This window comes from Mycobacterium basiliense (assembly GCF_900292015.1).
Classification (GTDB): Bacteria; Actinomycetota; Actinomycetes; order Mycobacteriales; family Mycobacteriaceae; genus Mycobacterium; species Mycobacterium basiliense.
This window is the reverse complement of sequence record NZ_LR130759.1, coordinates 3589696-3611181: the sequence shown is the minus strand read 5'-3', so window position 1 is coordinate 3611181 and position 21486 is coordinate 3589696. Positions and strand designations below refer to the sequence as shown.

Annotated in this window: 13 protein-coding genes; 9 read left to right on the top strand and 4 right to left on the bottom strand. The window is 65.1% G+C overall.

Annotation, left to right across the window (positions count from 1 at the left end; genetic code table 11):
- Window positions 1-56 precede the first annotated feature (56 nt).
- Both MB901379_RS15205 and MB901379_RS15200 read left to right on the top strand, forming a co-directional pair.
- A complete protein-coding gene (locus MB901379_RS15205; RefSeq protein WP_158017415.1) occupies window positions 57-707 on the top strand; it encodes a MerR family transcriptional regulator in 651 nt (216 codons plus the stop codon).
- Window positions 704-3598, top strand: coding sequence for a DUF4349 domain-containing protein (locus tag MB901379_RS15200; RefSeq protein ID WP_158017414.1), 2895 nt, complete (start codon window positions 704-706; stop codon window positions 3596-3598). The genes MB901379_RS15205 and MB901379_RS15200 overlap by 4 nt, the downstream gene beginning before the upstream one ends.
- A gap of 57 nt (window positions 3599-3655) precedes the next feature.
- On the opposite strand, the gene MB901379_RS15195 is transcribed toward MB901379_RS15200, so the two are convergent.
- Window positions 3656-4303, bottom strand: a complete 648-nt coding sequence (locus tag MB901379_RS15195; protein WP_158017413.1) for a TetR/AcrR family transcriptional regulator — start codon at window positions 4301-4303, stop codon at window positions 3656-3658.
- Window positions 4304-4532: 229 nt separating this feature from the next.
- Here MB901379_RS15195 and MB901379_RS15190 point away from each other — a divergent pair, with 229 nt between their 5' ends.
- From MB901379_RS15190 to MB901379_RS15175, 4 genes are all read left to right on the top strand, one after another.
- The gene (locus MB901379_RS15190) at window positions 4533-5774 is read left to right on the top strand and encodes an NAD-dependent epimerase/dehydratase family protein (protein WP_232021867.1); all 1242 of its coding nucleotides are present in this window, start codon (window positions 4533-4535) and stop codon (window positions 5772-5774) included.
- A gap of 53 nt (window positions 5775-5827) precedes the next feature.
- The gene (locus MB901379_RS15185; protein ID WP_331852717.1) at window positions 5828-6481 is read left to right on the top strand and encodes a cupin domain-containing protein; all 654 of its coding nucleotides are present in this window, start codon (window positions 5828-5830) and stop codon (window positions 6479-6481) included.
- Window positions 6482-6546: 65 nt separating this feature from the next.
- Entirely contained in the window at window positions 6547-7542 is a 996-nt protein-coding gene (locus MB901379_RS15180; RefSeq protein ID WP_269462756.1) for a 4-hydroxy-2-oxovalerate aldolase, read from the top strand.
- 14 nt (window positions 7543-7556) lie between these two features.
- Entirely contained in the window at window positions 7557-9125 is a 1569-nt protein-coding gene (locus MB901379_RS15175) for a DHA2 family efflux MFS transporter permease subunit (RefSeq protein WP_232022132.1), read from the top strand.
- 92 nt (window positions 9126-9217) lie between these two features.
- On the opposite strand, the gene MB901379_RS15170 is transcribed toward MB901379_RS15175, so the two are convergent.
- Entirely contained in the window at window positions 9218-9925 is a 708-nt protein-coding gene (locus tag MB901379_RS15170; protein ID WP_158017411.1) for a TVP38/TMEM64 family protein, read from the bottom strand.
- 118 nt (window positions 9926-10043) lie between these two features.
- Window positions 10044-10820 (bottom strand): ribonuclease T2 family protein, encoded by a 777-nt coding sequence (locus MB901379_RS15165; RefSeq protein ID WP_158017410.1) that lies wholly within the window; start codon window positions 10818-10820, stop codon window positions 10044-10046.
- Window positions 10821-10996: 176 nt separating this feature from the next.
- Between MB901379_RS15165 and MB901379_RS15160 the strand changes: the two genes are divergently transcribed.
- Window positions 10997-13090: a hypothetical protein gene (locus MB901379_RS15160; RefSeq protein WP_158017409.1), complete on the top strand. Its 2094-nt coding sequence runs from the start codon at window positions 10997-10999 to the stop codon at window positions 13088-13090.
- The gene (locus MB901379_RS15155) at window positions 13083-14414 is read left to right on the top strand and encodes an RNA-dependent RNA polymerase family protein (protein WP_158017408.1); all 1332 of its coding nucleotides are present in this window, start codon (window positions 13083-13085) and stop codon (window positions 14412-14414) included. The genes MB901379_RS15160 and MB901379_RS15155 overlap by 8 nt, the downstream gene beginning before the upstream one ends.
- Window positions 14415-14564: 150 nt before the next feature.
- Here the strand turns inward: MB901379_RS15155 and pks2 are convergent, their stop codons facing one another.
- Window positions 14565-20873, bottom strand: coding sequence for a sulfolipid-1 biosynthesis phthioceranic/hydroxyphthioceranic acid synthase (pks2, locus tag MB901379_RS15150; protein ID WP_158017407.1), 6309 nt, complete (start codon window positions 20871-20873; stop codon window positions 14565-14567).
- 369 nt (window positions 20874-21242) lie between these two features.
- Here pks2 and MB901379_RS15145 point away from each other — a divergent pair, with 369 nt between their 5' ends.
- The gene (locus MB901379_RS15145) at window positions 21243-21473 is read left to right on the top strand and encodes an MbtH family protein (protein ID WP_158017406.1); all 231 of its coding nucleotides are present in this window, start codon (window positions 21243-21245) and stop codon (window positions 21471-21473) included.
- Window positions 21474-21486 lie beyond the last annotated feature (13 nt).

Here is a 21486-nt window from a genome sequence, read left to right as displayed (position 1 = left end):
GCCGCCCCGCCAGCAAATCATTGACAGTGTCAGTATGACAGTGTCAGTATTGAGGGATGACCGCACCGCCGTGCTGGACGCTGGACGAGTTGGTCCGCCGCGTCGCCGTCAGCCTGGCCGGTTCCGCATACCCGGGGGCGCCCAACGGGCGAGTCCGGGAGCTGCCCGATCGGCGGGTGGTGCGGTGGTACACCACCACCGGGCTCGTCGACCGGCCAGTCATGCAGGGACGCACAGCGGTATACGGCAGCCGGCACCTGCTGCAGATCGTCGCCGTCAAACGTCGGCAGGCCGAGGGGCGCTCGCTGGCGGAGATCCAAGCCGAACTCGCCGGTGCGACCGAGGAAACGTTGCGGCGGGTCGCCGCCGTTCCCGACGAACTCCTCACGGCCAGGCCGGTACCGCCTCGGCGACCAACACCGGCGTCCCGCCGGGGCCGCTTCTGGGCCGACCCGCCCGCCGCCGCAGCCGTTGCCGACGGCACTGAAACTGACGGCACTGAAACTGACGGCACTGAAACTGACGGCACTGAAACTGACACTGTCACAGCGTTGTCCGCGGTCAGCCTGCCCGGCGGAGCACTGCTACTGCTGCCTTCCCGACCCGACGAGGACGACCTCCACGCGATCCATGCGGCCGCTCGGCCGCTGCTCGAACGGCTGGCCGAGCGTGGCCTGCTATCCGCAGATGAACGGAGCCCATCATGACTGTCCCCGTCACGTCGATGAGCGACGCCGAGACGAGGCGCCTGGCCGCAGCCGATGACGGGGCCGCGCCGGGCACCCTGCACACCGATCGGGGCAACCTCCCGCTGCAGCGCATCGATGTGCGGGTGGATATCACTGGACTCACCAGCCAGGTCGAGTTGACGCAGGACTTCGTCAACACCTTCGACGTACCCCTGGAAGCCAGTTACGTGTTCCCCCTGCCGGATCGCAGCGCGGTCACCCGAATGCGGATGACCACCGACGAGCGGGTCGTCGAGGCCGACCTGCGGGAACGGCAGACCGCCCGGCAGACCTACGACCAGGCCTTGGATTCGGGCCGGCGGGCAGCCATCGCCGAGGAGGAACGCCCGGACGTTTTCAGCATCCGGGTTGGCAACATCGTGCCTGGTGGACGGGTGAGCGTCGCGCTGACGCTGATCAACCCCCTGACCTACGAGGACGGCGAGGCGACGTTTCGCTTCCCGCTCGTGGTAGCGCCGCGGTACATCCCTGGCGAGCCGATGGCGGATAGCGCGGTCGGCGACGGCCACGCCGACGACACCGACGCCGCCCCCGACGCCTCGCGCATCACCCCGCCCGTGTTGTTGCCCGATTTCCCGCATCCGGTTCCACTGGTCATCAACGTCGGGATCGACCCTGCCGGTTTCACCCTGTCGCAGGTGCGGTCGAGCCTGCCCGCGGTCACCACCGACGACGGCCGGATACGAGTGCAACCCGACGCGCGGGCCAACCGGGACTTCGTCCTGCGGCTGCGCTACGGCGCTGACGGCCTGACCGACTCGCTCGAGCTGGTACCGGATACGGACGGCGACGAGGGGACCTATCGGCTGACCGTGCTGGCGCCGGCGTCGACTGCGCCGCCGCGCCCCCGAGATGTGGTGGTGGTGCTGGACCGCTCGCGCAGCATGCGCGGCTGGAAGATGGCGACGGCCCGCCGCGCCGCGGCGCGCATCATCGACACACTCGGCAGCGGCGACCGGTTCGCGGTGCTGACCTGCGATGACCGGATCGAACGACCCACCGGTCTGCCCGAGGGGTTGGTCGAGGCCAGCGACCGCCACAGATACCGCGCGGTCGAGCACCTCGCCGGCGTGGATGGTCGTGGTGGCACCGAGCTGGTCGCACCGTTGCGGCAGGCTCTGGCTTTGGTGCGGGGATCGCGCGATACCGATAACCGGGACGCCATCGTCGTCCTGATCACCGACGGGCAGGTGGGCAACGAGGATCAACTGTTGCGTGAGCTGTCCAACGATCTGGGCCGGGTACGGCTACACACGATCGGTGTTGATCAGGCCGTCAACGCCGGAATCCTGGGCCGCCTGGCCAGTGTCGGCGGGGGACGGTGCGAGTTGGTGGAAAGCGAGGACCGACTCGACGAGGCAATGCAGGCCATCCACCGCCGCATCGGCGCCCCGCTCGCGTACTCGCTGGCACTGTACGCCGAGGGGCTGGCGACCATCGAGGACACCACCAGCCCGGCCCGATTACCCGACTTTTTTCCGGGGGTGCCACTGGTGGTGACCGGGCGGTATCGGGGGAGCGCCGTCGGTTCGCTCGTCCTGCGCGGTACCACCGGCGAAGACGATGACTGGTCGATCAGGATCGCCGGCCAGCGCCGCGCCGACCCGACGGTGATCGCTCAGTGGGCTCGGGCCCACCTCCGCGACCTGGAAGACCGCTTTGCCTCGTCCGGAGGTGGCAGCGCTGCCAGGGATGAGTTGGCGACGCGGATCGTCGACACCTCGCTGCGGTTCGGCGTGCTATCCAGGTTCACCGCCTACCTCGCTCACGAGCGCCAGGGCGGTCGGGTGGTAGCCGAGGGCGAACTACAGCATCGGGTGCTGCAACCCGTCGAGGAACCTGCGGGCTGGGACCAGACACCGGATGACGCCGACATTCCGGGTGTTTCAGCGAACCAGCATCCGGGCAAGGCGGCATCGCAAGCGCGAATGGTCAAGCTGCGCAATGTGGTAGTGGTGGCAGGGGTCGCCGTGTTGCTATTCGGCTTCGGGTGGGCATGGTCGCTGAACCAATACGGACTTTCCTCGTCGACTCGCGGGGGCGAGGGTCTAGCGGGTGGCAAGCCGACAGCCATTTCGGATGCGACCATTCCGGAGACCAAGGGCAGCATTGGCGAGGACACGGTGGCGGCGCCAGCGGCGCCGGCGCCGCCACTGGCACCTCCGGACGGTACCTACAAGCGCGACATCGTCACCACCGGATCGGTCCAGCTAGTCGTCGCGGAGCCCACGCAGGCCGCCGACCGGCTGGCGTCCGCGGTCGCCGCCGCCGGCGGGCGAGTGGACTCGCGATCGGAGCGCTCGGGACCGTCCGTCCGGTCGGGGCCACCGACGGTCAGCCTGGTGTTGCGCATTCCGGCGGACAAACTCGATGGGGTCTTGGTCGAAGCCAAGCACCTCGGAGCTGTCGAGTCGATGTCGATCGGCCACGCCGACGTCACCTCGCAGCGCGTAGATCTCGATGCCCGCATCGAGGCGCTGCAAACCTCGGTCAATCGGTTGCTGCAGCTCATGGGCAGGGCCGGTGACGTCGCCGACCTGCTCGCCGCGGAGTCGTCACTGACCCAACGACAGGCCGAGTTGGACTCGCTGCGGGCCCAGCGCGCCACGCTGGGCGACGAGATCAGCTACGCGACGATTAACGTCACCCTTTCGGCGTCGACGACGGTGACTCATGGTGGCTTTGTCGGCGCGCTCGAACAGGGTTGGCAGTCGTTGCTCTCCGCCTTCGGCGGCGTCATGCTGGCGGTTGGTTTCGTTCTGCCGTGGCTCCCGGTGCTGGCGGTGCTGGTGGGGGTGATCGTTTGGCTGCTGCGCCGCGGGGGGCTACCCGCGCGTATCCGCCGTTGACCACAATGCCGATCAGAACGCGAGAACTAGCGTGCGGCTGGGGCGCGGATCGCCCGGTCAGCGCCCGTAAATGCTGGCCAGCCAGATGTGCGTCAACGTATCGACGACATTCTCATATGAGATCGCGGGCTGTTCGCCGCCGAATGTTGCGGCCATTACCCGCTCGGTCATTAGCTGCAGCGCTACGGCGAGGTCCTCGGCCGGAATCGTGTCAGGGGCCGCATTGCATTCGCGCTCGTGCTTGATCGCCGCCGTGTTGTAGTCGATCCACTGCTGCATCACCTTGGACCACATCTGGCGAACTTCGGTGTTGCTGTCTTTGGCAGCGGCACCGGCAACGGCGACGGCTCGATGGGTCCCGCACGCCTCGAAGAACGCATTGATTGCCGACCGCCAAACCGTGGCGGGATCTGCCGGTAGTTTCTCGGCGAGCCCCTCCACCGCCGAGCGTGACTTCAGGTTCAGGTGATCGAGCAAAGACAGCAAGACCGCGTTCTTGGACGGGAAATAGAAGTAGAAGGTTGGGCGGGAGATCCCGGCGCCTTTGGCCAGGTCATCGACGGAGAAGTCGCCCAGCGGGCGCTCCGCCAGGAGTCGTTCGGCGGCTGCCAGGATCGCTTGCTCGCGGTCGTCGCCGGAGAGATGTGACGAGCGCCGGCCCCTAGATGCTTGGACGTATTCGGTCGCCTCGGAAGTTGCGGACATGGATCTCAGTTTACGTACGTGTAGACGATTGTCAACAAAGTGTCGAGATGGGTCAACGCGATGTTGCAGAGCATCGACACCATTGTCGATTGACATAGACGTTGATGTTGTTCGACATGAGTGTTGACTAAGTCGACATACCGTTAGTACGGTATGTCGAGGCCGACCACCTGACGGTGTCGGAGGGCGCACATCAAGTCGCTGAGCTGGCGGAAAGGGAGATCGGCACATGCATTTCGTCACGTCACCACCCGAGACACGGGTGGCCGCAGCCAGCACATTGCAGGTGCTCGACTTGGTGTCGCCCCTCGGTGATTCGGGCGGTGCCCCGCGTAGCAAAGGGGTTCTCTCGGCCCGTCGGACGGAAACTTGCCACCGGAACACCGGTCATCCCAGCTCGGTGGTCCGACGGGTGGGCGGCGCGCCGACCATCGCGGCCGAGAGCGGCAGGCGAGTACTTGTCACCGGCAGCTCTGGTCACCTTGGCGAGGCGTTGGTGCGCACACTCCGCGCGCGCGGCGCGGACGTCGTCAGCCTGGACAGCCGGCCTTCGCGGCACACCAGCGTTGTTGGTCCCGTCACGGATCCAGACCTGATGCGCGAGGTGATGACCGGTGTCGAGGCGGTGTTTCACGCCGCTGCCCAGCACAAGCCACAGTTGGCCTTCGTGCCCGGTAGGGAATTTCTGGACACCAACATCATCGGAACCCAGGCCGTGCTTGACGCCGCCGTGGCCGCTAATGTTCGCGCCTTCGTAATGACCTCCTCGACAACGGTTTTCGGGGATGCGCTCATTCCGCCGACCGGCGAGCCGGCGGCCTGGATCGACGAGTCCGTCACACCGGTACCCAAGAACATCTACGGTGTCACCAAAGCCAGCGCCGAGGACCTCTGCCAGTTGGCGCATCGCAACAACGGCCTGGCATGCGTGGTACTGCGCGCTTCGCGGTTTTTCGTTGAGGGCGACGACATGCCACACCTGTACGGCGGACGCAGCGAAGACAACATCAAGGCCAACGAATACGCGTGCCGTCGGGTCGCGCTCGAAGACGCCGTCGACGCCCATCTCAAAGCGGCACAACGGGCACCCCATCTCGGGTTCGGCCGCTATATCGTCTCCGCCACCACTCCCTTCACCCGGGCGGACATGGCGCAGCTGCGCACCGACGCGGCATCGGCATTCGCGCGCCGGGCACCGCTGGCCGCGGCCATCTGGCAGGAACTCGGATGGCGCTTTCCCGACACCGTGGATCGGGTGTATGTCAACGCGCGGGCTCGACACCACTTGGGCTGGCGTCCGCGCTTCGACCTGGATGCGATTGCCGCCCGGCTGGCCAGCGGGGAGTCGGTGCACACACCGATGTCACAGCTGGTGGGGTCCAAGGCATACGCCAGTAGCCAGTACCACCTGGGCGTGTTTCACGCGGAGGGCGACTTCCGGGTCCCCGTGACCGCGCGAGCAACCGTCTAGCCGTTCCACGATAGACGAAATGTGTTTCTGCTTAAGCAATTTCGTTCATCACAATGACTAGTGTCCCGCAGAAACCCGCAAGTCCAAGGTTGGAGAAGCAAACGATGTTCGTAAGCAGTGTCAGGGAGGCAGTGCCGTTTGTCGCCGCGGACTTGTCGGAGATCCGGCTCCTGGCGGACCGGACCAATGTGGGCATCACCTCGGTCAGCCTGGCCCATGCGACCGTGGCGGTCGGCGAGGAGACCGTATGGCATCGATTGACGGCCACCGATGAGATCTATTTCATTCTCTCGGGCCGCGGACTTGTCATGGTAGAAGACGAAGCGCGGGAGGTGCGGGCCGGCGATGCGGTCTGGATACCGGCCGGAGTCCCGCAAAAGATCCGCAATCTCGGTCGAATTCCGTTGGCATTTCTGTGCGCCTGCGGTCCCGCCTACGCACCGGAATGCGACCAGCCCACAAAACCACCGCTGATGATCCCGTCACGACGACCGGCACACACCGCCTCGTCCGACGATTCTGCGCCGCGGATCGCTACACCGTCTGTGGGCGCACACGTTTCGCGCTCGACTCGCTGCCGGAGGGCGTCTTCCGGGAGCCGAACCACGACCGGATCGGTCCGGGCGCGGATTTCCATTGCCTTTGGCCCGCTTCGGTTTCGATCGGGTCATCGCCAGTGCGCGGACGTTGATCGATACCAGCCCTGAACGCGGAATGCCGCGATCGATCCGGAAATCCACACACCCGAAATACCCGAACTAGGAGTAGACACGTGAAAAGAGAACCGACCATCCTCGACACCACCATGCGTGACGGAAGCTACGCGGTGAACTTCGGCTACACCATTGACGATGTCCGAAGCATCGTGCAAGATCTGGACGCCGCGGGCATTCCCTACATTGAAATCGGCCATGGCATGACCACCGGCGCCACGGCCGCCCAGGGCCTGGCCGCTCAAACGGACGAGGAATACTTCCGTACCGGACGTGCCGCGGTGCGAAACTCGAAACTGGGCGCCGTAGTTCTCGCCAGCGTGGCGCCGATCGAAACGGTGGACTTGGCCGCTGACTACCTGGACTTTCTGCGTATCTGTGCGTTGGCCACCGAATTTGAGAAGGTGGTGCCCTTTGTTGAGCGCGCCCAGTCCAAGGGCCTTGAGCTAACTATTCAGTTGGTGGCGTCCCACCTCTTGACGCCGGATCTGCTGGCGAGTGTCGCCAAACGGGCCGGCGAAATGGGCGTCCGCATCGTCTATGTGGTGGATACGACGGGAACATTCCTCCCCGAGGACGTGCGCCGCTACGTAGAGGCCATCCGAGCCGCAAGCGATGTCACGGTCGGCTACCACGGGCACAATAATCTCGGCATGGCCGTCGCGAACGCGTTGGAGGCATTCGAAGCCGGAGCCGATTTCCTGGACGGAACACTGATGGGCCTGGGCCGCGGGGCGGGGAATTGCCAGACCGAGTGCCTCATTGCCGCGCTGCAACGGCGCGGACACCTGGCCGGAATCGATCTGGATAGAATTCTAGACGCCGCGCGGTCACGCCTGCTCGGACGCGCTCCTAGGGAGTACGGCATCGACCCGTGGGAGATCTCCTTTGGCATCCACCGCCTCGATTCGCTGCAAGTCGAGCACATTCGCACATCGGCGGACAACGCGAGTCTTTCGGTTTCCCGTGTCATTCGGGAGATCGCGAAAAACGCTGAGGTGCCTTTCCTTTCCTCGGAGGACATCGAGCTGGCGGTGGCCGGGATGCGGACTTGAGCCCATTGTCCACAGTGAAATCGGCACAAACCGGCGACCAGCCCGGCCCGCTGGACTCCCGACTTCTGATGATCACGGTGGCGTGCACGCTGCTCCCGGTGATGGTGACCCTCGACGCCACGGTCGTCAATGTGGCGCAGCGGACCTTCATCGTCGAATTTTCCTCGACGCAAGCCGTGGTCGCGTGGACCATGACCGCCTATACCTTGGCGCTGGCGGCGGTGATCCCGCTGACCGGCTGCGTGGCCAACCGGATGGGGACCAAGCGGCTCGTTCTGGGGTCGGTGCTGCTGTTTTCGTTGGGATCATTGCTGTGCGCGCTGGCGCCGAACATCACGTTGCTGGTGGCATTTCGGGCTCTGCAGGGGCTTGGCGGCGGAATGCTCATGCCGCTACAGCTCATCATTCTGGCCCGCGCAGCCGGTCCTGATCGCTTGAGCCGGGTGCTGACCATCAGCATCGTCCCCGTCTTGTTGGCCCCGATCTGTGGGCCAATTCTCGGCGGCTGGCTGATCGACTCATTCGGCTGGCAGTGGATTTTTTTGATCAACCTCCCGATCGGGCTGCTCGCGTTGGTGCTGGCGGGATCGGTTCTGCCCCGGGATGTTCCGCTGCCAGCGGAGCCGATCGATGTGATCGGCATGCTGGTCCTGTCACCCGGGTTGGTGCTGTTTCTCTACGGCGTGTCGCTGCTTCCACAGCGTGGCAAGATCACCGACCCGCACATCTGGCTTCCGGTAGCCGGTGGCTTGACGCTGGTCGTCGCTTTCGTAGTCCACTCGCGGCGCCGGGCCGATGGTGCGCTGATCGATTTGCGTCTGCTCAAACATCAGCAGGTGGCGGCGGCCAATGCGATCCGATTCCTGTTCGCCATCACCTTTTTCGGCAGCTGCCTGTTGTTTCCCGCGTACTTCCAAGAGGTGCTTTCCAAGACACCGTCGCAGTCTGCGCTTCTTCTGCTTCCGCAAACCCTGGCCGCCGCCGCGGTGATGCCGACGGTGGGGCGCCTGTTGGAAAAACACGGACCGTACGGCGTGGTGCTGATGGGCACCACCTTGGCCGTTCTGGGGTTGGGTGTTTTTGTCTACGGGATGAGTCGGGACCAGGTGAACCTGCCGGTGCTGCTGGCCGGGCTCGCGCTGTTCGGCGTCGGCAGCGGATGCATGATAACCCCGGTCTCCTGGGCGGCCGTACACACACTGGATTCGAGCGAAATAGCCCACGGATCAACGCTATTCAATGTCAATCACAATATCGCCGCTTCGATTGGCACGGCACTGATGTCGGTTATCCTCACCAGCAGGTTCGATGGCAAAGGACGCGGCGCCGCGGTTGGCCCAGCGGATTCACTCGCCGAAGACGCCGTCGGCCAGGGCCTGTCGCCCGACCCGGTCACGCTGTCGTCGCAAGTGCAGGCCCCGGACCTGCTGGCGCACGTCGGCAACGAAACATCGCACGCATACACCGGTGTGTTCGTGATCGCCATGATCGTTCTCGCCGCGACCGCTATCCCCGCCTCGTTCCTACCGAAGAGGCCCGCGACCAGGGTGGACGCGACGCCCATTGAGCCATCGGTGGCGTAGCCCCGCGCCAGCCCATGTCATCGGTGATGTGCATCGCCAGGAGCAATGCGCGTGCGGGTCCCGTTGGGGGCCGCCATGGGTCGCAATCGAACCTATGCCGAACCCGCCGGCTCGAGGCGCTCTGGGCGCGTGCGCCAAGCCCGATAGCCGCGTCGCGCGGCGATCACCCCGACGATGGCGGTCAGACACCACACCACCAGCGCCGCGTACGCCAGCGGCGACGACGGGTGAGTGATTGACGCACCCAGCGCGGTGTAGGCGAAGCCGCGCGGCAGCGACCCGATGAAGGACCCGGCAACCATCTGCCACATCGGAACGCCGAACGCACCGAACGTGTAGGAGGACAACGCGTCCGAGATGCCGGGGACGAAGCGCTGACCGACCACCGCCCACAATCCATGCCGTTCGATCTGCGCGTCCAGACGATCGGCCCGATCGGGACCCAGCAGTGCCCGCGCGCCGTCACGGCCGGCGTGCCGGCCGAGCAGGCTGGCGAGAATGGCGGTGCCCATCGCCGCGCCCACCGTCACGAATGTGCCTAGTACCGGGCCGAACAGCACACCACTGCACGCGGCCAGGATCGGGCCCGGGACAAACACCGCCCCTAGTGCGGCCGACACTGCGACATACGTGAGCGGCGCCAGCGGACCGGTCGCCTTGATCACGCCGCGGACCGCGTCGATGTCGATGACCCCCGCCACCGCCACCAGATAGAACAGCCCCAGCAACAAGCCGGCGAACAGGGCCAGTCGCAGCACATGGCGCCGGCGGCGGCCGGCCGTTGTTCCGCTGTCGATCATGATGACCGCTATCCTGCCGCACCACGCAGACGCCGGTGAATCTGGCTTGCGGTGAGTCACTGTCCTGGCTGCCAACGGCTCTGAGCTACCGGTCGTCGGGAAAACACGACCAGTTTCCTCACGGAACCCGCCCGCGCCGACACCCAGCGGATATCGTTGGGCCTTTGACGAGCAAGTCCCTCAGCGACACGGTGTTCTCAGTGGCTCCGAAATCGACGATCGGAGGAAGCGACAGGTGCACCTCATAAATGACGATTTCTTCCCCGTCCACGTCGCGACACGTAAGGCCGACGCGGTCTCCCGCCCCCCCGCCGAACTCGGCGTCGAACCGGTCACGCACCGTGCGAAGCGACAATCGTCGGTCTCCAACCGTCTCGAAGACCGGGTTGAGGATCTTGCCGGCCTGCTCGGCGAGCGTGGCGGCGTCGCGGAAATACACCGCCGGGGTGACACCGGAACAGGTGCCGTGCGCGTACCACTCATGGGGAGCCAATACCGCAACGTCAGACATCATCGACTGCAACTTCGTTTGCACGTCGGCGGGCAGATTGAGGGACCGCATGTCTTTTAGATCGCGGGCCCGATGGGCGACCGCCCTTGGCATGCCGCAGAATTGTTCGGTTGCCGGCTGAGGCCAAAGTCCGTGCAGCAGCAGCTTCCGCCCCAATGTGTCTACATGACCGTCTTTGCATCCGGCGTTGGACGGGGCAACCTGGCAAAGGCTGGGTCCCCAGGTCACCACGAGCAGGCTAGAGCTGCTGGTCCCGGGTTGGTTGGCGCGCGACCCCCCAGAACGATCCAGGACGAGCACGCTGAAGGCGACGGCCGCCGCGACGATCACCGTCAGTCCGGCCGACACGGAGAAGACGGCCGCGTCGCCTCGTCGCAGTTGCATGGTGCACTCTTCTCAACAACGCCGAGCGGGGGACGTCCACGCTCGGCTAGACGCACAACGAGGTACAGCTTTCCACGACCACTCGGCCGCGTTGGACGATCGCCGCGGATTGGTGAGCCGCATTCTTGGCTCCAAGGCGGCACCGTGTTTGGCGCACCTCACCGAGAATCTGTCTAGTGAACGATATCGACCGCTGGTTCGAGCACGCGGGACGCCGGGAAAATCGCTCCGTCTCGCTCTACACGAGCCTGCTCACCGGCAAGCTTTTCGCCTACTTCGGCTATCGACTGCGGTTCACGCTGCTGATCGCCACGGCGCGATTCGCCGTCCACGTCCTCGAGTTCTTGATCCTCATCTCCAGTCTGGGTGGGCTGGCGGCCTACACGGTCATGGTGCTGCGGATCGCCAGCATGGTCGTCGGAGGTGGATGGTGGGGGCTTCTCGAGGTCATGCGGGAGCGAATCAGGGGGTTCTTCCTGGCCGGGGAACGCGATGCGGCCGAAACCGAAATTGGTCGCTGGCTTGTCCTTTCGTTGTTCGCCGCCCTGACTCTGGCCAGCGCGGTCGGTGCCGCCCTGGTGGTCCTGCGCCCCTCCGGGCATGATCCCGTCGCCCAGGTGTATGCGTTTCTGGTCGTTCTCGAGCTGGCGATCGGATTTCCCGTCCGCGTGATTCATTCCGGTGTATACGCCACGCGACGCATCTACCGACCGATTTGGTCAATGTTCGCGCGGACCCTCGTGCAGCTCGGGCTGCTCACCGTGGGCTTCTACTACTATCCGACCACTGCGATCATCGTCGCGATCATTGCATCGAACGCGATCGGCATCTGGATCACCGTTCACTACACGCTCGAGGTCTATCGGCTGACCGGACTTTGGCCGCGCACCGGGCAGGCTGCTTACGCCGTCTGGCGGCTGCTTCCCAAAATCCCACTCTGGCAGGGAGTGCAGACAGCGCTGTGCGGACTCGCGCTGCGCCTCGACGCCGTGCTCGTTCTCGCCATCGTCGGCGTATACGGGACGAGTACCCGGTCCTTCGACCTCACCGCGGGGGTTTCGGCCTGGCGGCATGTCGATGCGTTCCAGTTTTTCTATCTGGTCCTACCGCTGCTGTGCGGCGCATACGAGGGCGCGGGCCTGTTCTATTTCGATTTCGTCCGGCTGCGCAGCAATCCGGCCCTTGCCGAATTTCGCGTCTACTTCTTTCACAAGCTGCTATGGGTGATGCCGGCCATCGGAGTGTTTTTCTGGTCGCTTGCCGCCGCGCTCGCCATGTTCGTCCTACACGATGTGCCTTTCAGCTTCTTGCTTGCGCTGCTACCGCTCTTTGTCGTCCGCAGCGTGATCGGTAGCTATCAGATCCGGCTGTTCGCCGAAGGTCATTCCGGCACCCACATCGCCTCCCTCGGGTTGCTGGCCGTGCTGCTGTGGCTGGTCTGGATGGATCGCAATCCCGCCTCCGACCTCATTCAAATCACGGCCGCGCTGACCACCGAGCTCATCGTGTTGATCAACGTTCAGCACTTTTGGGACCGCCGACCACCCCCATTGCCCACGCTGCTGACATTAGGGGACTGGATACGCTCACTTGCTCACGAACCGGGACCGGTGCACGTCGGCGCGATCGCCCTGGCGAAATCGATCACGCCCAAGCAGCGATCCGCGGCGATGAGTTTGATGCGGCAAACCTTCGGCGATCACGGACATTTCGCGTTCCGGTCGCCGACGGCGCTGGTCTACTATCAGCGATCCGCAAACGGCGATCTGCCGCCCGAACATCATCTGATGCTGCAAACCGCCACCGGCGGTGCGGCGCACCACGGCGCTCGCCTGTCGGCGCCCATGGTGACCGGGCGCGGCGCGCTGGACCGACTCGTCACCGAGAAATGGATACCGCCAAACGACGGCAACCTGGCGGCGCCGGAGAGTCTGGAAGACCTGCGCTGCGAATTTCGTACGCTGTTCCCGGACGGCATCGTCTTCGACGTGGCAACGCTGGACGGATCACGTGACATGCGTGACCTCGAACAGGGTCTGCTCGCACAAGCCCTACCGACGGCGGCCATGAGCCTAGAGGGTGGCGTCAGTGTGGTCCCGTTGTCGGGTCGCGGGCTCACGCCGATCTACCGGCGGGGACGGTTGCGTCTGCTGCTTGTGCTGCCTCGTGATCCCCAACCCGCACTGTTCAAGCGGTGGCTCCATGTCGTACGGATGTGGCATATCGCCTGGGGAACAAAGGAAATCGCAGAGAGTGTCGGCGATGGCTGAACCCGTCGATATCGAACGACACCTGGCAGACCCCAGAACCTATGAAGACACGATTCTGCGGATCTTCGCCAAGAAGCGGGAGCGTGGATTGGCCTTCGGTGAGGCCGGGGGAGGTGTCAGCTATTTCGGCACCGCGACCCAACGGCGAAGCCTCTCCCGCGCCATTGCGCAAAGTGTTGCCAAGGGTCGATACCGCCCGGAGCCGGTCGACCTCTGGTATTTGGAAACCAAAGGCAAGCGTCGCGCCGCCCATACGCCGTCCTTCGTCGACCATGTGGTGGGTGCGGCCCTCTACCAGCTGCTTTCCCATAATGCGCGCTGCTATGGACTACCCGGGGTCTACTCCTACCTGCCCGGTTCGACGAACGCGGAAGCCGTGCGGGCTCTTGGCGCTTTCGTGCGTGCACATCGCAAGCGGGTCGGGGCACAGGGCCCACCGCTTTATGTCCTGCAGTCGGATTTCGAGCACTATGGGGACAACTTGCCGGTCGGTCCCCACGCGGCGATTTGGCGCGTCGTGCGCGAGGTCGCCGCCCTTGGCAGCCCAACCGGGACTATCGGGTCGAACGCGTGGAGCCTCATCACCTCCCTGGCGCGCCCCGTTGTGCGGGATCAGAACGGGACACAGTTCACCCGCCTGCACGGCGCCGCGATGGGAACCCCGCTGGTGCCCCTGCTCGGAAACCTGGCTGTGGTGCCGATGGACCGGGCGATCGTCGAGATAGAAGGCATCTTCTACGCCCGATATAACGACGACTTTCTGATTGCTCATCCCGGCCTCGCCGCACTGCACGAGGCGGATACGCGGATCGATGCGCTGCTCGATGATCTAGGCGTGAAACGCAAACTTGATAAAGAGCTTCGCACCGCCCTAAGCGGACATGGCCAACCGTCGGTGCAGGACCCGCGCTATCGCGGGCGCAACCGGATCGACTGCCTTGGCCTATCCGTCGGTCACACCGGAACCCTGACGTTGGCGCCACATCGGCTGCGCCGCTTCATCGAGCGCGTTGCGACCCGCATCGATGCGGCCGCATCGGCTATTTCGCCGTTGTCGGCCCACGAGCGAGCCCGTCATCTGGTGTTGACCGCGAACGTGATGCTGGACGACACGAACCCGTTTGCGGTTCCCGGCCTATCCGCATTGCTCGACACGACGACCGATCGAGGGGTTCTCAAGGACCTGGACTTCCGGATTGTGCGAAAGATCGTGCAGTGCGCAACGGGACGCCCCGGCGTGCGTGGATTCCGGCTGCTGTCGCCTGCGCTGTTACGACACGAAATGGGCCTGGTGTCGCTGGTACACCTGCGAAACTTGCGCTGAACACCGGCATCCGGTTCGATCATCGGAGGGGGCGCGGATCCCGCTTCAACGCGGTTACTTGCGAAGGACCACAGAGGCTGCGGCTTTCGGTCCCTCACTTTTTCCGTTTTTGCCCGCGCCCTCTCTTGCACGCCGACCCAAGGCCGACGATCAGACCGTGGCCGACACCGCTTGATCCGCGTCTTGCTGATCCACCAACTTGTCGCACAGCAGCTCCGCCAAGCCACGAACCGTCACAGCAGCGTCGGGGTTGATGCGCACTCCCGTCTCTGCCTCGATCCGGTTGCGCAGCTCAAGGAAGCCCAGCGAGTCAAGGCCGTACTCCAACAGGGGACGGTCCGGATCGACAGCGCGCCGCAAAATCAGGTTGATCTGGTCGGCGACCAGACGTCGCAGCCGGGCGGGCCGCTCATCTGGCGGCAGCGCGTTCAATTCCAAGCGGAATTTGCTTGTGTTCGTACCGGATTGCTCCATCGATTGGAACAAACGAGCGAACGGGCTGCGTTGCGCGAAGTCGGCCAACCACGCCGTTCCCATCATCGGCGCATACCCGGAGTAGGCGCGATTGTGGCGCAGCAGTGTCGCAAACGCGTACGCGCCCTCGTCAGGAGTGATCGCAGCGGTTTTCTCCGCCAGTTCCGTGGCTCGCCCGATCTCGCCCCACGCGCCCCAGGCGATCGCGGTGGCCGGCAGACCCTGGGCCCGACGCCAATGGGCGAAGGCGTCCAGCCAGCTGTTGGCCGCGGCGTAGGCGCCCTGACCCGGTGAACCCACCAGAGCGGCCGCCGAGGAGAACAAACAGAACCAGTCCACCGGTTGGCCGGCAGTCGCCTGATGCAAGTTCCAGGCGCCGTCGACCTTCGGAGACCAGTCGTGCTCAATCAGCTCGTCGGAGATGTTGCTGAGCGTGGCGTCCTCGACCACCGCGGCCGCGTGCAGCACGCCGCGCACGGGAAGCCCGGTGGCTGTCGCCACCGACACCAAACGTTCCGCAGTTTCGGCCGTGGCGATGTCGCCGCACTCCACCACGATGTCTGACCCGGTGGCGCGGAGCTCATCGATCGCTTGCTGAGTTTTCGGGGTGGGTTGGGAGCGGGAGCTGAGCACGATGCGACCGCAGCCCGCCGCGGCCATCTGCTCGGCCAGGAACAACCCGAGACCACCCAGTCCGCCGGTGATGACATACGCGCCGTCGGGCCGGAAAACCTGGACCTGCTCCGAGGGAACCACCACGCTGCTCTGCCCGGTGTGCGTGACGTCGAGGACGAGTTTGCCGGTGTGCTCGGCGGCACTCATCTGTCGGATCGCGGTGCTCGCTTCGGCAAGCGGGAAGTGGGTGCTTTCCGGCAGCTGCAGGTCACCATCCGCGGTGAGCTTGAATACCGTGGACACCAGGTCGCGGACCCTTTCCGGGTGCGTGTCTGCCATCAAGCCCACGTCGACGGCGTAGAACGTGAGGTTGCGACGAAACGGGAAGAGCCCCAGCCACGTGTCACCGTAGATGTCGCGCTTGCCGATCTCGACGAATCGTCCACCGAATGCCAGCAATTCCAGGCCGGCGCTTTGTGCGGTGCCAGGCAGAGAATTGAGCACGATATCCACGCCATATCCGTTGGTGTCGCTGCGGATCTGCTCGGCGAACTCGACGCTGCGCGAGTCGTAGACATGTTCAATGCCCATCTTGCGCAACGAGTCTCGACGCTGTGCGTTGCCGGCGGTGGCGAAGATCTCGGCGCCTGCCCTTCGGGCTATCGCTATCGCCGCCTGTCCCACCCCGCCGGTGGCCGAGTGGATCAGCACTTTGTCGCCGGAGGAGATCCGCGCTTGTTCGTGCAGGCCGTACCACGCGGTGACATACGTGGTCAACACCGCGGCCGCATCGCCGTCCGCCAGTCCGGGCGGAAGCTTTGTGGCAAGCCGCGCGTCGCAGGTGACGAACGTCGCCCAGCAACCGTTCGCAGACAGCCCGCCGACGCGGTCGCCGACCTGGAGGCCGGTCACTCCCGACCCGACAGCGGTCACCACGCCGACGAAGTCGGTACCCAAATGCGGCAACCGGCCGTCGAAGCTCGGGTATCGGCCGAATGTCATGAGGACGTCGGCGAAGTTGACGCTGGATGCTCGGACCGCGACCTCTATCTGGCCGGGACCCGGTGCTCCGCGGTCAAACGCGGCGAATTCCATGGTTTGCAGGTCACCTGGGGTACGGATCTGCAGGCGCATACCGTCGCGCTGGTGATCCACCATCGTGGTTCGCCGTTCCCCGGGTTGCAGCGGAGCGGGGCATAAGCGTGCCGTGTACCACTCGCCGTTTCGCCAGGCGGTTTCGTCCTCGTCGGACGCTCCCAGCAGTTGGTGAGCCAGCTGCTCGGTGTCCGTCTGCTCGTCCACGTCGACTTGGGTGGCACGCAATTGTGGCTGTTCTGCGGCGATCACCCGCATCAGACCCCGCAGGCCGCCCTGTTCCAGGTTGGGGATGTCGTTGGGTAGCACGGTTTGCGCGTTTCGGGTCACGAGGAAGAGGCGCGGTGGCGCCCCAGGAAGTTCGCAGAGTTCGCGAGCGATGCGCACCAGCTGTCGCACCTGTTGCTGGCCCCGATGCGCACCCTGCGCCGCGAGGTCGCCGTGTCCTGATGATGTGACGACGACCACTCCGCCAAGGCCGACGGCGCCCAGGTGGTGAGCAAGTGGTGCGGCGTCGGCCGGATGGTCTGCGCCCAACGGCCAACAGATCGTCGTGCACCGCACGCCGTGCTCTTTAAACGCGTCCGTCATCCTGGTTTCCAGCAGGTCCCCGGCATCGGACGTGTTGATCAACAGCCAAGTTGCCGGGCTTGGGCGCGCGGCCTCGGGCAGTGTTTGCTGCTGCCAGTCGATGGTCAGCAGGCGCCTGTTGAGCGTGCGATCGCGATTTCCGTTCTCCGATACCCCGGTGCCCAGTTGCAGCCCCTGCACGCTCAGCAGGACTGTTCCGTGCTCGTCTAGCACGTCGAAGTCGGCCTCGACCCGACTGGCTTCCGCCCTGGTCACCCGGGTGAGGCAGTAACGCGCATCGCGGGTCGGGTGGTAGGCGCGCAGGCGGCACGCGCGCAGCGGCAACGCCAGACCTCCGCCGCCTGCCTTGTGGGTGTCGGGATGAGCCGCGATCGACTGGAAACAAGCATCCAGTAGCGCAGGGTGAATCCGATACGCGCTCTGCTGGGCGCGGATCGGCCCGGGCAGTGTGATCTCGGCCAGCACGCTGCCGGCCGGCCCCTCGTGGGTGCGCGCCGCGAGAAGCCCAGCGAAAGACGGACCGAACTGAACACCCAGGTTGTCGAACCCCGCGCGCAATTGGGCGCCGTCCACCCGGCGTGGATGGGCGGCGAGCAGGGCGGGCATGTCGTGTGTGGGCGGCGGCTCGTCGGGTGCCCCCGCCTGCAATACAGCGCTGGCCCGGCGAGTGTGTTCGCCATCCTGGTCGGTCTCCACCACGAAGTTGAAGACACCGCGCGACGCCACCGATGCAACGGACGAGACCTCAGTGTTTTCATCCAGCAATAGCGTTTGCTCGAAACGGATTTCATGGACCTCGCACGTGTCGCCGAGGACTTGGTGGGCTGCGGCCAGCGCCATCTCGCAGTATGCGGCCCCGGGGAGAGCGGCCACGTTGTGGACTTGATGGTCGCCGAGCCAGGGGTGTGCCGCGGTTCCGACCTCGCCCTGCCAGGCATGCCGCTCCGGCTCCTTAGGCAGCCGTACGTGCGCGCCCAACAGCGGGTGCACGGCAACGCTTGATGTGCCCGCCCGGTGCCCGCGACCGTCGCCGTCGACAAGCAAGTGAACGTGGGTCCACGCCGGCAGCGGCGCGTCCACCAGGCGTCCGCTCGGGTAGAGCACCGAGAAGTCCACCGCGGCCCCTGCACTGTGCAAATCCGCTAGTAGACCGCGCATCCCGTGCGGTAGGGGATGTTCCCGCCGCATGGCGGCCAAGGCGGCCACCGGCATATCGACGCTTCCGGCGGTCTGCTCAACGGCGTGGGTCAGCAGCGGATGCGGCGATAGCTCGGCGAAGACCCGGTGCCCGTCGTCCAGTGCGGCGCGCACCGCTGCGGAGAACCGCACTGTGTGGCGCAGGTTGCGCACCCAGTAGTCGGCATCGCAGGCGGGCCGCTCGCGTGGGTCGTACAGGGTCGCCGAATAGTAGGGAACCTTGGGAGGCGATGGGGCGAGGTCGGCCAATGCCTCGGCCAGCTCGTCAAGGATCGGGTCGACTTGCGGAGAGTGCGACGCGATGTCTATCGCAACCTCGCGTGCCAGGATGTCGCGTTGCTCCCATGCTGCGACCAGCTGGCGCACCGTCTCGGTTGCGCCGCCGATCACCGTTGACTGCGGCGAGGACACCACCGCGACCACGACGTCTTTGATGTCGCAAGCTCTCAGCTCCGAAAAGACTTGCTGGGACGGTAGTTCCACTGACGCCATGGCACCGGTACCGGAGATGCGCGACATCACCCGGGATCGACGGCAAACGACGCGCACCCCGTCCTGTAGGGAGAGTGCTCCCGCGACGACGGCGGCGGCGGACTCACCCAGCGAGTGCCCGATGACCGCACCGGGACGCACCCCATAGGACGTCATGGTGGCGGCCAGCGCGACCTGCATGGTGAAGATGGTGGGCTGTACCCGCTCGATGCCGGTCAGGGTCTGCGGCGCCGTCATCGCCTCCGTCACCGAGAATCCGGCCTCGGCGGCGATCAGGGGCTCCACTTCGGCAACGGTGGCGGCAAACGCCGGCTCGCTGGCCAGCAGGCCCGCGCCCATCGCCGTCCACTGCGAGCCGTGCCCGGAGAACACCCATACCGGGCCCAATTCGTCCCGGCCAACCGCGGCCTGATAAGCCGTGTCACCGTCGGCGATCTCGCGCAACCCGTCGGTCAACTCGTTGGGACTACTGGCGATGACCGCCGTTCGCATCGGCCGGCGGCCGCGTCGACGCGCCAGCGTATAGCCCAGATCCGAAAGCACCACTGAGTCGGCATGCGCTTGCACCCAGTCGGCCAGTCGAGCCGAGGTTTGTTGCAGCCCTTCGGTTGAGGTGGACGACACCGGAAAGACCATGGGTGCGGCCACGCCCGACTCGGTGGCGCCGGCATGCGGTAGTGCTCCGGCATGCGGCAAGGTAGTGCCGGGAGTTTGCTCAACAATGGCGTGGGCGTTGGTTCCCGACATTCCATATGATGACACCGCCACTCGCCGGGGTGCGTCGTAACACTTGTTGGGCCACGGTGTGTTCGCCTGCGGCACAAAGAGATTAGTCTCAATTTGGGCAAGTGCGTCGGGTAGCCTGGTGAAGTGTAGATTGCCCGGCACCTCGCCATACTGCACGGCGAGCACCGCCTTCATCAGCCCTAGTACGCCGGCCGCCGACTGGGTGTGTCCGAAATTGGTCTTCAATGATCCGAGCGCGCAGGGGCCTGTGCAGCCGTAGACCTGGGCCAAGCTGGCGTATTCGATGGGGTCACCGACGGGTGTGCCGGTGCCGTGCGCCTCCACCATGCCGACGGTGCGCGCATCCACCCCGGCTACGGCCAATGCGGCTCGATATACCGCGACCTGTGCAGCCACCGACGGTGTCTCGATGTTGACCGTGCGGCCATCTTGGTTGATGGCCGTGCCGCGGATCACGGCCAGGATACGGTCGCCGTCTCGCAGTGCATCGGGTAACCGCTTGAGCAACACCACTGCGCAACCCTCGCCACTGACAAACCCGTCCGCCGCAGCATCGAAGGCATGACAGCGCCCGGTCGCAGACTGCACGCCCAGGGCCGAGGCCGCGACGTGCTTCCGCGGGTCCAAAATCAGCGACGCGCCGCCAGCCAGTGCGAGGTCGCTTTCGCCCATGTGCAGGCTGCGACTGGCCATGTGCACTGCGAGCAGGCCGGAGGAACACGCGGTGTCCATGGTGACCGCGGGTCCGTGGACCCCTAAGGCGTAGGCGATCCGACCGGACCCCATGCTGAAATTGGTGCCGGCGAATCCGTACGGCTCTGCCAAAGCGTCGGCGTCGGCGAGACGCAGCGTGTAGTCATCATGCGTCAAGCCGACGAACACGCCGGTCTGAGACCCGGCCAACGACGCCGGGTCCAAGCCAGCATGTTCCACGGCTTCCCACGAGGTTTCCATCAACAGGCGGTGCTGCGGATCAATCGCCGTCGCCTCCCGTTTGCCCACCCCGAAGAACTCGTAGTCGAAGCCCCCCACATTCGGCAAGCACGCACTCCACTTTGATACTGACCGGCCAGGCACCCTGGGTTCTGGGTCGTAGTACTGGTCGACATCCCAACGATCAGGCGGAATCTCGGTGACCAGGTCATCGCCGCGCAGCAACGCCTCCCACAACAGGTCCGGGGAGTCGATGCCGCCGGGTAACCGGCAAGCCATGCCGATGACCGCAATTGGTGTGACACGTGTTTCCATCGCCGTTACCCCTCATTCCAGCTCGGCGGGCGAGCAAACGCATCAAAGCGCTGCGAAGTACCCATCAGGTCTCCACGAAGAGGCAAGAGTAGACGCCCGGCAGCCGCAAGAATCGCGATTGGCTGCTTTTCGTGAGCGTCCGCACCTAGTGTTGTGCAGTACGCAAAGCATGGCTTTCTGGAGACTGTTCACTGTGCCCATGGATCACCCCCGGGGCCGATGCTAGGTTTGTCGGGCGCCCGTCCCATCCCGTGTCGGACGTTTCGGCCGGAGATGCCGATGCCGCTGGTTTCAATCTCAATTGGCCGGGCTGGCAATATGTTTCAGTAATCCATTGAACCCAACTGTGCTATGCGATCAGGAGAGCCGGTGAGCGCTAATCCGTTTGATGACGAGGCCGGCAGCTTTGTTGTCCTGGTCAACGACGAGGAACAACACAGTCTGTGGCCGACCTTCGCCGATGTTCCGGCCGGCTGGCGGGTGGTCTACGGGGAAGCGGATCGCGCTGCGTGTCTGGAGTACATAGAGCAGAACTGGCCCGACATTCGGCCGAAGAGCCTGCGCGAGCGGCTAGCAAAGGGACAAACCGTTGAGGGCTAAACCATGTGGGCCG

Coding starts and splice junctions, on each gene's coding strand:
- pks2 (WP_158017407.1), bottom strand. CDS start 20,873: ATGGAAACACGTGTCACACCAATTGCGGTCATCGGCATGGCTTGCCGG.
- MB901379_RS15165 (WP_158017410.1), bottom strand. CDS start 10,820: ATGCAACTGCGACGAGGCGACGCGGCCGTCTTCTCCGTGTCGGCCGGA.
- MB901379_RS15195 (WP_158017413.1), bottom strand. CDS start 4,303: ATGTCCGCAACTTCCGAGGCGACCGAATACGTCCAAGCATCTAGGGGC.
- MB901379_RS15190 (WP_232021867.1), top strand. CDS start 4,533: ATGCATTTCGTCACGTCACCACCCGAGACACGGGTGGCCGCAGCCAGC.
- MB901379_RS15155 (WP_158017408.1), top strand. CDS start 13,083: ATGGCTGAACCCGTCGATATCGAACGACACCTGGCAGACCCCAGAACC.
- MB901379_RS15200 (WP_158017414.1), top strand. CDS start 704: ATGACTGTCCCCGTCACGTCGATGAGCGACGCCGAGACGAGGCGCCTG.
- MB901379_RS15170 (WP_158017411.1), bottom strand. CDS start 9,925: ATGATCGACAGCGGAACAACGGCCGGCCGCCGCCGGCGCCATGTGCTG.
- MB901379_RS15185 (WP_331852717.1), top strand. CDS start 5,828: ATGACTAGTGTCCCGCAGAAACCCGCAAGTCCAAGGTTGGAGAAGCAA.
- MB901379_RS15205 (WP_158017415.1), top strand. CDS start 57: ATGACCGCACCGCCGTGCTGGACGCTGGACGAGTTGGTCCGCCGCGTC.